18 protein-coding genes are annotated in these 15,150 nt (G+C 62.8%); 10 read left to right on the top strand and 8 right to left on the bottom strand.

All coding sequences use genetic code 11. The features are described from left to right. Positions 1-170: 170 nt before the first annotated feature. A complete protein-coding gene (locus NKJ06_RS23285; protein ID WP_352632239.1) occupies positions 171-842 on the bottom strand; it encodes a ceramidase domain-containing protein in 672 nt (223 codons plus the stop codon). Between the two features lie 275 nt (positions 843-1,117). On the opposite strand from NKJ06_RS23285, the gene NKJ06_RS23280 reads away from it, so the two are divergent. Both NKJ06_RS23280 and NKJ06_RS23275 read left to right on the top strand, forming a co-directional pair. Next, positions 1,118-1,888 carry a DUF1223 domain-containing protein gene (locus NKJ06_RS23280; RefSeq protein ID WP_352632237.1) on the top strand — a complete coding sequence of 257 codons (771 nt, stop codon included), beginning with the start codon at positions 1,118-1,120 and terminating at the stop codon, positions 1,886-1,888. 489 nt (positions 1,889-2,377) lie between these two features. Then, positions 2,378-2,764, top strand: coding sequence for a DUF2794 domain-containing protein (locus NKJ06_RS23275; protein WP_292643711.1), 387 nt, complete (start codon positions 2,378-2,380; stop codon positions 2,762-2,764). A gap of 122 nt (positions 2,765-2,886) precedes the next feature. Here the strand turns inward: NKJ06_RS23275 and NKJ06_RS23270 are convergent, their stop codons facing one another. The 4 genes from NKJ06_RS23270 to NKJ06_RS23255 all read right to left on the bottom strand — a co-directional run bounded on the left by NKJ06_RS23270 (position 2,887) and on the right by NKJ06_RS23255 (position 7,839). Further along, positions 2,887-3,465, bottom strand: a complete 579-nt coding sequence (locus NKJ06_RS23270) for a GNAT family N-acetyltransferase (RefSeq protein WP_352632235.1) — start codon at positions 3,463-3,465, stop codon at positions 2,887-2,889. Positions 3,466-3,587: 122 nt separating this feature from the next. Beyond that, complete coding sequence (locus NKJ06_RS23265; protein WP_352632233.1) at positions 3,588-4,367, bottom strand: Bax inhibitor-1/YccA family protein; 780 nt, start codon at positions 4,365-4,367, stop codon at positions 3,588-3,590. 227 nt (positions 4,368-4,594) lie between these two features. Then, complete coding sequence (locus tag NKJ06_RS23260) at positions 4,595-7,144, bottom strand: ABC transporter permease (protein WP_352632231.1); 2,550 nt, start codon at positions 7,142-7,144, stop codon at positions 4,595-4,597. Then, complete coding sequence (locus NKJ06_RS23255; protein ID WP_352632229.1) at positions 7,144-7,839, bottom strand: ABC transporter ATP-binding protein; 696 nt, start codon at positions 7,837-7,839, stop codon at positions 7,144-7,146. The genes NKJ06_RS23260 and NKJ06_RS23255 overlap by 1 nt, the downstream gene beginning before the upstream one ends. 88 nt (positions 7,840-7,927) lie before the next feature. Between NKJ06_RS23255 and NKJ06_RS23250 the strand changes: the two genes are divergently transcribed. Both NKJ06_RS23250 and thpR read left to right on the top strand, forming a co-directional pair. Further along, complete coding sequence (locus tag NKJ06_RS23250; protein WP_352632227.1) at positions 7,928-8,572, top strand: arylesterase; 645 nt, start codon at positions 7,928-7,930, stop codon at positions 8,570-8,572. Positions 8,573-8,699: 127 nt separating this feature from the next. Next, positions 8,700-9,296, top strand: coding sequence for an RNA 2',3'-cyclic phosphodiesterase (gene thpR / locus NKJ06_RS23245; protein WP_352632225.1), 597 nt, complete (start codon positions 8,700-8,702; stop codon positions 9,294-9,296). Here thpR and NKJ06_RS23240 read toward each other — a convergent pair. After that, positions 9,200-9,718, bottom strand: a complete 519-nt coding sequence (locus NKJ06_RS23240; RefSeq protein ID WP_352632223.1) for a low molecular weight protein-tyrosine-phosphatase — start codon at positions 9,716-9,718, stop codon at positions 9,200-9,202. The genes thpR and NKJ06_RS23240 overlap by 97 nt on opposite strands. A 51-nt stretch (positions 9,719-9,769) precedes the next feature. On the opposite strand from NKJ06_RS23240, the gene NKJ06_RS23235 reads away from it, so the two are divergent. From NKJ06_RS23235 to NKJ06_RS23225, 3 genes are all read left to right on the top strand, one after another. Continuing rightward, on the top strand, positions 9,770-10,063 hold the full coding sequence (locus tag NKJ06_RS23235; RefSeq protein ID WP_352632221.1) for a 4a-hydroxytetrahydrobiopterin dehydratase: 294 nt from the start codon (positions 9,770-9,772) through the stop codon (positions 10,061-10,063). Positions 10,064-10,493: 430 nt separating this feature from the next. Then, the gene (locus NKJ06_RS23230) at positions 10,494-10,856 is read left to right on the top strand and encodes a YkvA family protein (protein ID WP_352632219.1); all 363 of its coding nucleotides are present in this window, start codon (positions 10,494-10,496) and stop codon (positions 10,854-10,856) included. Positions 10,857-11,130: 274 nt separating this feature from the next. After that, complete coding sequence (locus NKJ06_RS23225) at positions 11,131-11,634, top strand: invasion associated locus B family protein (RefSeq protein WP_352632217.1); 504 nt, start codon at positions 11,131-11,133, stop codon at positions 11,632-11,634. A gap of 100 nt (positions 11,635-11,734) precedes the next feature. On the opposite strand, the gene NKJ06_RS23220 is transcribed toward NKJ06_RS23225, so the two are convergent. Continuing rightward, a complete protein-coding gene (locus NKJ06_RS23220) occupies positions 11,735-12,034 on the bottom strand; it encodes a hypothetical protein (RefSeq protein WP_352632215.1) in 300 nt (99 codons plus the stop codon). A 268-nt stretch (positions 12,035-12,302) separates the two neighbouring features. On the opposite strand from NKJ06_RS23220, the gene rlmN reads away from it, so the two are divergent. The 3 genes from rlmN to NKJ06_RS23205 are packed head-to-tail and all read left to right on the top strand — an operon-like array spanning position 12,303 to position 14,466. Continuing rightward, positions 12,303-13,538: a dual-specificity RNA methyltransferase RlmN gene (gene rlmN / locus NKJ06_RS23215; RefSeq protein ID WP_352632213.1), complete on the top strand. Its 1,236-nt coding sequence runs from the start codon at positions 12,303-12,305 to the stop codon at positions 13,536-13,538. Positions 13,539-13,570: 32 nt separating this feature from the next. Next, positions 13,571-13,990, top strand: coding sequence for a hypothetical protein (locus NKJ06_RS23210; protein WP_352810746.1), 420 nt, complete (start codon positions 13,571-13,573; stop codon positions 13,988-13,990). Further along, positions 13,987-14,466, top strand: a complete 480-nt coding sequence (locus NKJ06_RS23205) for a hypothetical protein (RefSeq protein WP_352632209.1) — start codon at positions 13,987-13,989, stop codon at positions 14,464-14,466. Before NKJ06_RS23210 ends, NKJ06_RS23205 begins: the two co-directional genes overlap by 4 nt. On the opposite strand, the gene NKJ06_RS23200 is transcribed toward NKJ06_RS23205, so the two are convergent. Then, positions 14,438-15,079 carry a LysE family translocator gene (locus NKJ06_RS23200; RefSeq protein ID WP_352632208.1) on the bottom strand — a complete coding sequence of 214 codons (642 nt, stop codon included), beginning with the start codon at positions 15,077-15,079 and terminating at the stop codon, positions 14,438-14,440. The two genes, NKJ06_RS23205 and NKJ06_RS23200, sit on opposite strands and share 29 nt — an antisense overlap. Positions 15,080-15,150 lie beyond the last annotated feature (71 nt).

Below are 15,150 nucleotides of genomic sequence, written 5' to 3'. Positions count from 1 at the left end.
CTCCCTCCTGCTCAGGTGGCTGAAGGGTTTTTTGTCCCTCTTGATCGCTCTCTTCCAACTCCGGCCCAAGCCGGTCGCCGCTTAGGGGCCGGATTGTTCACGGTCGACGGAATAGGGACTAGGCAGTAGGGAATAGAGGCCCCTACTGCCTACTGCCTACTGCCTACTGCCTACTGCCTAGCCTTCGGCGTCCCAAAACGCGCCGCTGCTGCCAGAAGCACGCCGAGCATCAGCCCGTTGAGGATGTGCCAGAGGAAGTGCGTGCCGAGCGGAAAGCTGCCGCAGACCAGCGGATCGATCATCCGGCAGATGACGGAGACGACGAAGATCGCCGATCCCGCAAGATTGTACCAGCCGGCGCGATTGCCGCTGGCCGCCACCAGCGCGCCGAAGAAGGCCAGCGCCAGGAACGGCGGTAGATAGCCCGTCGTGCCGTTCGAGGCCTGGCGCAGCCAGTCCGGCACGGCCAGGGTTATCGCCCCGGCAATCACGTAGAAGGCAATGAAGATGGCGATCGCCTTGCCCCATCGCAGGCCGAGGAAGCGCCGCAAATTGAACAGCGTGTAGGCCAGCGTGAAGCCGGCGATCGGCAGCACGTCGGCCCAGACCGTGCCCCTGGTGGCAAAGGTGTGGAAGATCGTCGAGCCGATGCCGATGGCCACCACCCACCAGGCCAGCACTTCGGCGAAAGTGCCGGTGCGCAGCCTTCGCACCTCGCGCACGCCCCACAGGCCGGCGGCAATGAAGGCGAGGTTCGTCAGGGCATTGACCGGTTCGGACCCGAATTCCGGCCCGGTTCGCTCGCAATAGAGGTCGATCGGCGCCAAAAGAGTTTGCCACATCGTGATTGCCGCCCGAATCGGTTTCTATCCTGAAGCGCAGACCTTCTCCTAGAGCAATTTCAGGAAAAGTGTGAAGCGGTTTTCGGTCCGAAATTGCGTCAAACCAAAGAGATAGAGCGGCTCGGCGTTTCGGTGAAACGATGAACCGCCCTATCGTGCCGTTGCGGTCGGCTGCAATGGCAAAATTTCACCGCAACGTGACTTCCCGTTGACTTCCGGTTCTGCCACATATTTCAGCAATCAAGACAAAGCCGGCACCACCGGCGGGAATCGGAATGACCATGGCCTCGGGAAAAACATTGTGGCTGGCAGCCCTTGCGCTGGCCTTCTCGGCGTTTGCCGACGCCGGGCATGCCGGCGAAGCTGACAAGCCTCAGATCGACAAACCATTGGGCGTGGTCGAATTGTTCACCAGTCAGGGCTGCAATTCCTGTCCCCCGGCCGATGCGTTGTTCGCTGAACTCGTTGCCAAGGAAGACATCGTCGCGCTCGCCTATCATGTCGACTACTGGGACTATCTCGGCTGGCAAGACACGCTGAGCCGCAAGGAGAACACCGAGCGGCAATATGATTATATGCGCGCCTTCGGCAGCCGCTCCGTCTATACGCCGCAGGCCGTCATCAACGGCCGCGTCCACGTCAACGGCGCCAGCCGCAGCGAGGTCGATGGCGCGCTCGCCCGCATGGCCAAGAGCGGCGAAGGCATGCGCGTCGCCATCAAGGTCAGCCGCACCAGCGACCGCGTCATGATCGACGCCGGCGATGCCGGCAGCGGCCCCAGCGATGCCCACGTCGTCATCGTCTATTTCGACCCGCCGCAGACGATCAAGATCGGCAAGGGCGAGAACACCGGCCACATGATGACCTACTGGAATGCGGTCACCGGCATCCAGACCGCCGGCATGTGGCACGGCAAGGCGCAGCGCTACGAACTGCCAATGAGCGAGATCGCCAAGAAGGGCGGCTGCGCCGTGCTGCTACAGTCCGTCGGCAAGGACGGCATGCCCGGTCCCATTCTTGGCGCAGCGTTCATTCACAAGCCGTAACAGATTCGCCGAAACGATCCTGCCTTCGTCATCCTGGGGCGAAACAGGAGCGGAGCGACGCAGCGCAGACCCGTGGATGACGACGTCGCGGTAATGCGAAGTCGTTTCACCCAATAAAAAACCGACGTCAGCTTGCTTCTGACGTCGGTCATTTAGGTTTTGGGATCGTCGCACCCGGCTCTCCTGAAGAAGAGCCGAGGTTGGTTCGATCCGACGCAGACCCGTGGGCGGGGGGCTTGGGGTTTACGAGCCGGTGCCGGACCGAACCGTCTCAGGCAACGTCGGTAAATTCGTCGGACATTGGGGCATGAGCGCGGATAAAAAAAGGCAGAAATGTGGCGAAGCATCACCAATTCCAACAAGGCGTTTCATAAAAGTGACTGGACGTTGCGGAAACAGCGCGCCGCCGCCCTGCTTCGCCGGGTCTTGCAATTCAGCCGCGAACACGCCAACTTTGGTTGGCAAAGATTCATTTTGAAGGATCGAGGCATGACCGATGACAGCGGCGGGACGGGGGATGGGGACGCATCCGCAATATTGATCCCGCTGCACGAGGCGCGTCGCGAGCGCCTCGATCAGCCGGTGCGGTTCGACCGGCGTGAGTTGGACCAGATCCTCAGGCTCTACGGACGCATGGTCGCCGCCAACGAATGGCGTGACTACGCCATCGATCATCTCACCGACCGCGCTGTGTTTTCCGTGTTCCGCCGCACCAGCGAAGTGCCGCTGTTCCAGATCGTCAAGGATCCGAAACTGGCCCGCAAGCAGGGCGCTTTTGCCGTCATTGCCGCCGGCGGCCGCATCTTGAAGCGCGGCCAGGAGCTCGGTCGGGTGCTTGGGATATTCGACAGCAAGCTGAAGCTTGTCGAGGCCTGAGCGGGGAATGGAGCAGGGGAATTGAAGAACTGGAGAATTGATGAACTGATGAGAAGCCCGCAGCGCGATTCATAGCCGCTGTTTCTTTGATCTTCAGTTCATCAATTCTTCAATTCCTCAGTTCATTTCCCTCTTAGCCCCTCGCGGAACTTCCTCTCCGGCAGCGATTCGGGATCAGGCGGCGCCGATGCCCCGCCATTCAGCGACAGCTGCATGAACACGGTGTCCAGCCAGCGCCCGTGCTTGAAGCCGGAACCTTCAAGGCGTCCCGAATGGCGAAAGCCGAGCTTTTCGTGCAATCGCACCGAGGCGCTGTCTGAACGGCCATCGCCGATCACGGCGATGATCTGGCGAAAGCCCGCCGCTTCCGCCGCCTCGATCAGGCCCTGCATCAGCTTGAGCCCGACGCCTTGGCCCTTGGCCTCGGGCGCGATATAGACCGAATCCTCGACGATGAAGCGATAGGCGGGACGCGGCCGGAAAGCACCGGCATAGGCGTAGCCGAGCACGGCGCCATCCTTCTCCGCCACCAGATAAGGAAAGCCGCCGGCTATCAAACTGTCGAAACGGGCGCCCATCTCGGCACGGCTGGGTGGCTCCAACTCGTAGCTGGCGGTGCCTTGAGTCACTGCGTCGGCATAGATTACCGTGATCCGGTCGAGGTCGGCCGCTGTCGCTACTCGAATCGTAATGCTGCTCATAATTTATGCATGCCATTTCCTTGCCCGCAATAACAGCAAGGACCGATACAAAAGAAAAGGGCGGCCGTTGGGCCGCCCTTCTGGAACTCGATGGTCCAGTCAGATCATGATCCAGACAAAGCCTAGCGCCGGTCGCCCATGAACTGCAGCAGGAACATGAACAGGTTGATGAAGTCGAGATAGAGCCTCAGCGCGCCCATGATCGCCTTGCGACCGGCGATATCCGAAGCATCGCCCTCGAAATACATCTCCTTGATCTTCTGCGTGTCATAGGCGGTCAGGCCCGCAAAAATCAGCACGCCGATCGCCGAAACAGCGAAGGACAGCGCCGACGACTGCAGGAAGATGTTGATCACCATTGCGATGATCAGACCGAACACGCCCATGATCAGGAACGAGCCTATCGCGGTCAGGTCGCGCTTGGTCGTGTAGCCATAGAGCGACAGCGCGCCGAAGCCCGCGGCGGTGGCGAAGAAGGTCTGCGAGATGCTGGCCGTGGTGTAGACCAGGAAGATCGACGACAGCGACAGGCCGACAAGGCCGGCATAGACCCAGAACGTCGTCTGCGCCGCCGAAACGCTCATCGACTGGACGCGGAACGACAGGAACAGCACGGCGGCGAGCGGCGCCAGCATCACCACCCAGCGCAGCGGCGAGCCGAAGATCGCATAGCCGAAGGAAGTCAGCATCTCGCCGCTTGGCAGCGTCGCGACAGCCGAAGCCGGATCGGTGGTGGTGGCCAGCATGATCGTGCCGACTGCGGCAAGACCGGTGATGAGGAGGCCAAGCCCCATCAGGTTGTAGACCTTGACCATATAGGCGCGCAGGCCCTGATCGATGTCAGCACCGACGCCGACGCCGGGCACGGCGCGCGTCTGGTAGTTGCGAATGGGATCAGCCATTGTAGTCCTCTATTGCTTCTGCCCCGTCCGGTGTCAGATCCTTCCGGACCCAGGCGCCGCTGGCAGGGCTCCAGCATGCCTGTGGCGAAATATGATGGTTATTCGCGCCAAGAACAAGACCGTAACCGGGTGTAATGCTTCGTGAGACACCGAAGTGCCGATTCCTCGGCTTTCCGGACGGCATTCCTACCAAGATTTAATCCGGGATGGCCGTTCCAGGCCTGAGGTCACAGGTTGCGCAGTACGGGTGCTGCCTTGTGTCCGAGCACCCGCCAGGTGCCGGCGAGACCTATGCCGACCGTGATGACAAGCGAAAACAGAATGGTCGCCACCGCCACCTCGGGCATGAAATGCGACGGCAATGTCATGATCCGGGCGACGACGAACCAGGCAGCCGCACTGCCCGCGGCCAGGGCGAAGATCGCCGTGGCAAGCCCGATCAGCATGTATTCGAGCGAGAAGGCTGATATCAGCGTCGTGCGTGTCGCGCCCAGCGTCTTCAGCACCACCGCATCGTGGATGCGCGCCCGGTTGCCGGCGGCAAGCGCACCGGCCAGCACCAGCACCGAAGCGATCAGCGCCACGCCGGCCGCGGCCCGGATCGCCGTCCCGAGCTGCCCGACCAGCCGGTTGACGATTTCGAGCGCATCCTTGACCCGCACCGTCGTTACCGCCGGGAAGGCGCGGGTGACGGCATTGAGGATGCGGGCGTCGTCTGCCGTCGAGGCATTCTTTTCGGTCAGCGTCGCCATCCAGCCATGCGGGGCGCCCGTGAAGGTGTTGGGCGAGAACACCATGACGAAATTGATGCCCATCGTCTCCCATTCGACCTGGCGGAAATTGGCGATCCTGGCTGTGACATTGCGGCCGAGCACATTGACGGTGACGGTGTCGCCGAGCTTCAGCCCGATTTCCTTGCCTTCCACGGCCGAGAAGGAGACCAGCGGCTCGCCGCTATAATTGTCGGGCCACCAGCTGCCCTCGGTCAGTGTGGCGTTTTCCGGCTGTTTGGCGTCATAGGTCAGCCCGCGATCGCCCTTCAGCACCCATGCGCCTTCCGCCGGCACCTTCACCTTGTCGACATCGACGCCGTTCAGCGCCATCACCCGGCCGCGCAGCATCGGCACCTTGGCGAGTGTTCCCTGCGGCGCCTCCTTGCCGACCAGCGCCGAGAAGGCATCGACATCGCTGCTCTGGATATCGACGAAGAAGAAGTTCGGCGCCCGTTCCGGCAGGCTGCCGGAGATCTGCCGCCTGAGATTGCCGTCGATCAGCGCCAGCGTCACCAGCAGCGTCAGCCCAAGTCCCAGCGACAGCACAACCGATGGCGTCAAGGCGCCCGGCCGATGGATATTGCCGATGGCGAGCCGCAGCGCTACGAAGCGCACACGCGGGCTCTTCCTGGCCGCCCATTGCACCAGCGCGCCGACAAGGCGCAGCACCAGAAAGGCGAAGATGGTGGCGCCGACGAAAATCGAGGCGATGCGCTGGTCGCCCGAGAATAGAATTGCCAGCGCCGCCAGCATGAGCGCGATGCCGACAGCCGCCGCGACATAGACCGGACGCGAGAAGCCGCGGCCTTCCAGCCCCATCTCGCGAAACAGCGCGGTGGCCGGCACGTCGCGGGCGCGGCCGAGTGGCAGCAGCGCGAAGGCGAGCGTCACCAGCAGGCCGAACAGCGCCGCCATGCCGAGCGCGCCGGGATAGAAGCCGCCTGCCGCCGGCACCGGAATGACCTGATGAAGGGCCGCACTCGCCGCGAACGGCATCAGCGTGCCCAGCACCAGTCCGAGCACAATGCCGAGCGCGGCAATGATCAGGATCTGCACCAGGTAGACGGCAAAGACGAAGCCGCCCGAAGCGCCCAGGCTCTTGAAGGTGGCGATGACGCCGCGCTTGCCGTCGAGATAGGCGCGCACCGCATTGGCGACGCCGACGCCACCGACGACCAGCGCCGTCAGCCCGACCAGCGTCAGGAACTGCGAGAAACGCTCGATGTTGGACGATAGCGCGGGAGCGGCGTTGCTGCGCGTGCGGATCGACCAGCCGGCCTCGGGAAAATCCTTGGCCGCCTGATCCTGGATGGCCTTGAGCCGCGCCTCGTCGGCGTCGGCCGGCAGGCGGATCTTGTAGGCATTTTCGACTAGGCTACCCGGCTGGATCAGTCCGGTGGCGGCCAGCCCTTCGGTCGAGATCATCAGCCTTGGCGCAAAGCCGAAACCGTCGGACACTGCGTCCGGTTCGGTGACCAGCCTGGCGCGCAGTTCGAAAGTGGCGGTGCCGAGCTTCAGCCGGTCGCCGATCCTGAGATGCAGCCGCTCGAACAAAAGATCGGGGGCCGCGGCGCCGAAAACGCCGAACTCTTCGCCGAACAGTTCCTGCTTCGACAGTGCCGGCTCGGTGTCCAGCGCGCCGTAGAGTGGATAGGCATCGTCGACCGCCTTGGCCTCGACCAGCGCCTGGTCGGATCCGTCGGCGAGACGCGCCATCGAGCGCATGCTGGCGGTTCTGGAAACGGTGCCTAGCCCGTCCAGGAAACCGCGTTCGGCCTGGCTGGCGTCACGCTGGTTGATCTGGAAGCGGAGATCGCCGCCAAGCAGCGTCTGGCCCTGATTGGCGACACCGGCGGTGATCGAACGCGCCACCGAGTTGACACCGCCGATGGCCGCGACGCCGAGCGCGATGCAGGCGAGGAAGATGAGGAAGCCGGACAGGCCGCCGCGCATCTCACGCAGCGAGAAGCGAACCGCGAGCCTCAGCGTCTGCGACAACGGCATCAGGCGGTTACCTTGAGGGGTGCCGGCGCCTCTATCCGACCGGACCGCATCGAAACCTGGCGCGAACAGCGTGCCGCAAGGGCCGGATCATGGGTGACCAGAATCAATGTCATGCCGCGCTCGGCCGCCTTGGCAAACAATAGATCGGCGACTTGCCGCCCCGTTGCCTGGTCGAGATTGCCGGTCGGCTCGTCGGCAATGAGAATGCGCGGCGACGGCGCCAGTGCGCGGGCGATCGCCACGCGCTGCTGCTCGCCGCCCGACAATTCACCGGGATAATGGGTGACGCGGTCGCTGAGGCCAACCGAAGCCAGCTCGCGCGCCGCCACCGAAAACGGATCGGCATGGCCAGCCAATTCCAGCGGCACTGCGACATTTTCGAGCGCCGTCATGTTGGGAATGAGATGAAAGGACTGGAACACGATGCCAATGTTTCGGCCGCGAAACGAAGCAATCTGATCCTCGCTTTTGCCGTTGAGAAGCTCGCCGGCGATTCGGACCGTGCCCGAATCGACCCTTTCCAGGCCTGCCAGAACCATCAGCAATGTCGACTTGCCCGAACCAGATGGCCCGACGATGCCGGTCGCCTCTCCGTCAGCCACATCGAGGCTGACACCCTTCAGCACATGGACGGAAGAGGCCCCCTCGCCAAGGGTCAGTGATACATCTTTCAGCACAATGACGGCTTCTGTCAAAATGAAAGCGTCCTATATCTAGGGATGAAGGCTCTGCTTGCCGGAAGCCGCCGCCGGAAGAATTCCTTGCTCATATGGGGCCTGCCGCATGTCTTTCAAACGCAGTATTGCCGCAGGCTTCATCGTTTTCCTCGCCATTTGCGGCGCTCTGCCGTCGGCGCGGGCCGAGCCGTTCAAGATCGTCGGCTTCGGTGACAGTCTGATGGCGGGCTTCGGCCTTGGCCCGGACCAGGGCTTTACCGACAGGCTGCAGGCAGCGCTGAGCGCCAAGGGCCATGATGTGACCGTCGCCAATGCCGGCGTCTCCGGCGACACGACGAGCGGCGGCCTGGCACGGCTCGACTGGTCGGTGCCCGACGGCACGCAACTGGTCATTCTCGAACTCGGCGCCAACGACATGCTGCGCGGCGTCTCGCCCGATATCACCAGGAAGAACCTGGACGAGATGTTGGGCAAGCTGAAACAGCGCAAGATCGCCGTGCTGTTGGCCGGCATGCGAGCCGCCCCAAATCTCGGCGCCGACTACCAGAACGCCTTCGACGCCATATTTCCGGACCTGGCCAAGAAATACGAGGTTGCGCTCTACCCGTTCTTTCTCGACGGCGTCGCCGGCCAGCCCGGCATGCAGCTCGAGGACGGCCTGCATCCGAGCCCGCAAGGCGTCGACCACATGGTCGAACGCATCCTGCCGACGGTCGAGAAGGCCATCGCGGCGGTGCCGGGCGGTTCGTGAGGGGGACTGGAGCTGTTTCCGTTGGGGAAGCTTTTTAGCAAGGACTGTGACCAACAAACATCTTGCCCCGTTTGACTATCGATGATTCGCTATGGGTACAGTTCGATTCGAGGAAGGGAGGCTCTTCATGCCGCGTCTTTTCACCGCCCTCGAAATTCCGCGTGACGCCGCCCTTTCGCTGTCCCTGCTGCGGGGCGGCCTGCCAGGCGCCCGCTGGATCGACGTCGAGAACTACCATCTGACGCTGCGCTTCATCGGCGATGTCCCAGGCCATGTCGCCGACGAGATCGCCAACGCGCTCGACCGTGTCCATCGCCCCTCCTTCTCGCTGAACCTGTCCGGCGTCGGTGCTTTCGGCCAGAAAAAACCGCACGCGGTGTGGGCCGGCGCTTCCGCTTCTCCCGATCTTGGCGCCCTTCAGGGCGAGATCGACCGCATCTGCCAGCGGCTTGGCATCCCCGCCGACCCGCGCAAGTTCATGCCGCATGTCACACTTGCAAGGCTGCGCAATTCGACCCCGCTGGACGTCGCCCAGTATCTGTCGGCACGCGGCAATTTCTCGACGCTGCCGTTTCGCATCGGCCGTTTCGTGCTGATGTCGTCGCGCGATTCGGTCGGCGGCGGCCCCTACATCGTCGAGGAAGCCTGGCCGCTGTCGGGCACGGATGCCCGCGCCTCCAGCCTTGTCGCCAGCGCCTCCGACGCCTCGCGGATCATGCGGTAGACCGAAGCGAAGGCTTCCGCTCCGTCATAGTAGGGATCGGGCACCTCGCGCGCTTTTCCCTGGGCGAATTCCAGGAACAGATGGATGCGATCGCGCATGGCCGCCGGCGCCAGCGCTTTCAGGTCGGCGACATTCGACCGGTCCATGCCGAGGATCAGGTCGAAGCGGGAGAAATCCTCCGGTGTGATCTTGCGCGCTCTCTGTCGGGAAATGTCGACGCCGTGACGCACCGCAACCGCGATCGAGCGTGGATCGGGCGCCGAGCCGACTTCCCAGCCGCTGGTGGCGGCTGAATCGAGCAGCATATTCCGGCCCGGCTGGCGCTCGGCCCAAACCGCGCGAAAGATGCCCTCCGCCAGTGGCGACCGGCAGATGTTACCGAGGCAGACGAAAAGAATGGAATTTATGGGCTTCGCGCTCATCGATCCGACGCTATGGTGAGGACTTGAGCCGAAATAGCACGGGAAGCTGACATGACGAGAGAGAAACTGGGCAAGGACGCAATCGCCGCGGCATTGGTCGGGCTCGAGGGCTGGGCACTGGCGGCGGATGGCGCCTCCATCAAGCGCACATTCACCTTCGCGAATTTCTCCGAGGCTTTCGCCTTCATGACCCGCGTCGCGCTTGCCGCCGAGAAGATGGACCATCATCCCGACTGGTCGAATATCTACAAGACCGTCGACGTGACGCTCAACACCCACGATGCCGGTGGCGTTACCGCGCTCGATATCGATCTGGCGAAGAAGATGAACCGCTTTGCGGGTTAAGGAGATCCAAAGGTGCGCAACCCCCGCTTCGTCATCCACGGGCGGAGCGGGAGCGAAGCGGACGCGCAGACCCGAGGATCCATGCCGCGACGGTGGCGGAGGGTGCAGCGGAGCAGAATTCAGCACCGCTGCGTCGCTCTCGAGTCACGGCATGGATTCTAGGGTCTGCGCCGCGTCGCTTCGCTCCTTGCTTCGCCCTAGAATGACGACGGGAGGGGCGTTTCCACTAATCTCCAAAGAGGCGATTGCCAGCTTGACGAGCGCCTTTGTAGGCCGGCATCCCCTTGAACCGTAGGTCCGCGCGGCAAACACCGATTCCGACTTTCGGGTCGAGGAATGCGCCGGTATCTTGCAGTAGGGGTCGCCTTTCACCACATTTTCGCTCGCGGGCATGCGCTGGGTTGCGCATGGGCCCTGCAAGGAGACACTGATGGCGCGACAATCCGGTTTTGATTTCTTCGGCTTTGGCGGCAAGCTCGCCGACGAGAACGAAGTACGCGAGAAATTCTGGCGGACAGCCAAGAAGGCCGCGCGGCAGATCCCGTTCATGGAAGAGGTCGTGGCCTCTTATTACTGCGCCATGGACAAGAACACGCCGCTGCGCGCCAAGGGCATTCTGCTGGCCGCGCTCGGCTATTTCGTGCTGCCGGTGGACGTCATCCCCGACTTCGTCCTCGGGCTGGGCTTCACCGATGACATCGCCGTGCTCACTGCCGCGATCACTGCCGTCAGCGCCCACATCACCCCGGCGCACCGGCAGGCCGCCAAGGACGCCATCGCCGACAAGGGCTGAGCACGCCATCGCATGCGAAACGCCGCTGAAGCCGGCTTTCGGTGGCAGCGAAAAAAGTCAAACTCTTGCCGCTTTCGTGGCCTCCAAGTCGCCAAAGGGACGTCGCGCCACCCGCTGAGAGGGCGGCGGCGCGGGAATGGCGGCGGTTTCCTTGGGTGAGGGTCCTTTTCTCAAAGGAAATTCACCGTTTGGTAACCCAGATTAAATCAAAATGAAGCGACGGGCAGGACGCCAAGCCGGCCTGCCGCCGCACCTTTGGAATACAGGAAAAACGATGCGCGGATTGATTGCTATAGTTTCGAGCCTGGTCTTGGTGGCCGTGGCGGCGCCGGCACTGGCGCAGTCGGCGACCAAGATCGGCCAGCACAATGCCTGGGGCACCTACAGCTACCAGGCATCGGGCGGCAAGGTCTGCTATGTCCTGACCGTGCCGACCGACAAGCAGCCGCCGACGCTCGATCATGGCGACATGTTCTTCTTCGTCAGCCAGCGGCCCGGCCAGCAGGTGTCCTACGAGCCGCAATTCATCGCCGGCTACAATTTCCAGGAAGGCTCCAAAGCCACCGTCACCATCGACAAGAAGACCTTCTCGATGTTCACGCGCGGCAAGTCGGCCTGGGTTGAGAATGCCGCCGAGGAGCCGGTGCTGATCGCCGCCATGAAGACCGGCACCGACATGAAGGTGACCGCGAAGTCCGGCCGCGGCAACCCGACCTCCTATGTCTTCTCGCTGAAGGGCATTTCGGCGGCGCTGACGTCGATCGCCAAATGCAAATAGACAGGCTTGCAAATAGGCAAAGCTGCGCTTTGAATTGAAGGCCGCGCCGCAAAGCGCGGCCTTTTGCTTTTTCAGGCCGGCGTGCGCCGGCGGTTCAGTCTTACATGGCCATTTTTTCACATTCGGCCTGAGCCTTCTTGGTCGACGTGTCGATCATATAGGCTTTGCCCTTGGCGTCGGTCATCATCATCATGCAGTGCTTGATCGGCTTTGCCATCTTCATCATCTCGGCCGCCATCTTCGCGTCCGGCTTCATGGTGCCCATATGCCCATCCGGCATGATCGCCGTCACCTCTCCGCCCTTCATCATGGTCATTGTGCCCATCGCGTCTTCGGCAAATGCCTGCGAGGCGGAAAGGCCGACGAGGCCGGCAATCACGGCGAGCTTAATCGAGTTCATTCTGCATACTCCCATTTTGTACGGGCATGGTCGCCCTCTTCAGACTTCGAAGGCGGATGGGAATCGTTACGACTACACGATCATGTGATCGCTCCCCTCGCAGCGGGAGGACAGGAGAAGGTTGCCAGATCGCCATAGCGGACCGTCGGCCGGCATCTATGGTTTGCATTCCCACCGCATGACTCTGCCCTCAACCTGTGCTATGCGCCGCGCTTCATGCCGGCACGATAAGTGAAATCGGCCGCAAACCGCTTATATCTGTGCAACCATGACCCTTTCATTCGATCTCACCACCGAAGGCGCCCGTGACGCGTTGCGTGCCCGTGCGGCACTGCCCGAAAAGCAGTCGTTGATCGGCCTGACGCGCACTGAGCTCGGCGAGGCCCTTGTCGCTTCGGGAACCGTGCCGGAACGCCAGGCGAAAATGCGCGCCCAGCAGCTCTGGCACTGGATGTATGTGCGCGGTGTTTCCGACTTCGCCGGCATGTTCAACATCTCCAAGGATTTGCGCGCCGAACTGGACAAGCACTTCACCGTCGCCAGGCCCGAAATCGTCGAGGAACAGATTTCCTCCGACGGCACGCGCAAATGGCTGTTCCGCTTTCCGCCGCGCGGCGCTGGGCGGCCCGTCGAGATCGAGACCGTCTATATTCCCGAGGAAGGCCGCGGCACGCTCTGCATCTCCTCGCAAGTCGGCTGCACGCTGACCTGTTCGTTCTGCCACACCGGCACGCAGAAGCTGGTGCGCAACCTGACCGCGGAAGAGATCCTCGCCCAGTTGCTCACCGCCCGCGACCGGCTTGGCGATTTCCCCGATCGAGACACGCCCGACGGCGCCATCGTGCCGGCCGAGGGCCGCAAAGTCTCCAACATCGTCATGATGGGCATGGGCGAGCCGCTCTATAATTTCGAAGCGGTGAAGAAGGCGCTGCTGATCGCCTCCGATGGCGATGGCCTGTCCTTGTCGAAGCGGCGCATCACGCTGTCGACCTCCGGCGTCGTGCCGGAAATCTTCCGCACCGGCGAGGAGATCGGCGTCATGCTGGCTATCTCGCTGCATGCCACCAACGACGATCTCCGCGACCTCCTGGTGCCGATCAACAAGAAGTATCCGCTGAAGGACCTGATCGCTGCCTGCCGCGCCTATCCCGGCCTGTCGAACGCTAGGCGCATCACCTTCGAATATGTCATGCTGAAGGACGTCAACGATTCCATCGAGGACGCCAAGGGCCTGATCAAGCTGCTCAAGGGCATTCCGGCCAAGATCAACCTGATCCCATTCAACCCGTGGCCGGGCACCAACTACCAGTGCTCGGACTGGGAGACGATCGAGAAATTCGCCGACTACATCAACAATGCCGGCTACGCCTCGCCGATCCGCACGCCGCGCGGCCGCGACATCCTCGCCGCCTGCGGCCAGCTCAAGTCGGACTCCGAGCGCATGCGCAAGGTCGACCGGCTGGCGCTGGAGGCCATGATGATAGCGGGGCACGGCGAGGCGTGAGCCGCCGCCTCGCCTGGCTGAAGCGCCTCGCCATGATGGCAGTCGGCTATTTCGCCGCCGTGTTGACCTCGATCCTGGTCCCCGTGCTGCTGATCGCTCTTCTGGAAGGTATAGAAGACGGCAACTGGTCCATCATCTTCGCCTTCGACTGGCTGGGCTCCTTCCCGCTCGCTGTGCTGACCGTGATGATCGGCGCGCTGTTGATCGTCGGCCCCGCGCTCTTTGTCGCTGAACGGTTTTCGCTTCGGGGTTGGTTCTACTTTGCCGCCACGGGTGCGATCACGTCTATCACCTTTGGCGTGTCCATGCCGCGCTCGGCCGGCAGCTTTGTTTTCAATCCGGGCTTTCTCGGTTTTCTGGCCACGGCCGGCATTGCCGCCGGTTCGGTCTACTGGTTTCTGGCCGGACGCAAGTCCGGCATATGCCGGGATTTGGGCCGGGATCTGGGATGACCCGTCTGGTCGGCTACCTCGTCCGTTTCACTGTTATCCTGTTCGGCTATGCCGTCGCCTCGCTGGCGGCGAGCGCCTTCCTCAACATCCTGTTCCTGGCATCGCTGGGCTACACGCCGGAGCACGCGGCGACGGCACCGGCTTCGCTGTATTTCTCAATTCCCTTCTTCGCCCTGTTCGTCGCCTATTTCGCCCTGATGCCGGCTTGCGTCGTCATCCTGCTGGCCGAAATCCTCGGCCGGCGCGACTGGCTGTTCTATGCGTTGGCGGGCGCGGTGGTTGCCGGCGTTTTCCTCGGCATGGTCGGCCACAGCGGCGACACCACCTTCGCGGTTACCGACACCAGCGCCATCATGGCGGTGATTGGCGGCGGCATGGTCGGCGGCATCTTCTACTGGCTGAGCGCCGGGCGCTGGGCCGGAAGCTGGTGGAAGGACGAGAACGCCCCTACTTCGCCTGGGCCGTCAGGATCTTGAGCGCGAAGGCGGAGAACACGCCGGCGAAGAGATAATCGACCACCCGCGTGACACGCGGGCTGGCCTTCATCGCCGCCGAGAACTTTTCCGCCGCCAGCACCATCGGCACCGTCACCGGGATCGACAGCACGATGAACATCGTGCCCAGGAAAAACAGTTTTCCCGGTGCGTTCGGATCATGCGCGGAGACGAACTGCGGCAGGAAGGTCATGAAGAACAGGATGATCTTCGGATTGAGCAAATTGACGCCGAGCCCGGCAGCCCAGCTGCGCAACAGCGAAATCTCGGGGCCGGTCTTCTTTTCCGGCGAAAATGCCGAGCCCCTGGTGATCGCCTGCCAGGCCAGGAAAACGAGATAGCCGGCGCCAAAGATCTTTAGCACGAAGAAGGCCATCGGCGAGGCGACGATCAACGCCGAGACACCGACCACCACCAGCGTGGTGTGGATCAGCGTGCCGCACAGCGCACCGGCCATCGAGGCAAAGCCGGTGGCGCGGCCCTGGCTCAGCGTGCGCGAGACGAACAAGGTCATGTCCGGACCCGGCGTGATCGCCAGGATGACGGTGGCGATGGCGAACTGGATCAGCGTGGTGGTGTCTGGAATGAACGACATGAGCGGCCCCAGGGGATTGGAAGGGCCTATACAGGATGCGCCGCGACGGTGCCAGACGCAGGAGCGATCCA

Origin of the sequence: Mesorhizobium sp. M0293, from assembly GCF_040321735.1 — a bacterium.
In the GTDB taxonomy this organism is placed as follows: Bacteria; Pseudomonadota; Alphaproteobacteria; order Rhizobiales; family Rhizobiaceae; genus Mesorhizobium.
This window is presented reverse-complemented; position numbering and strand designations above follow the sequence as displayed.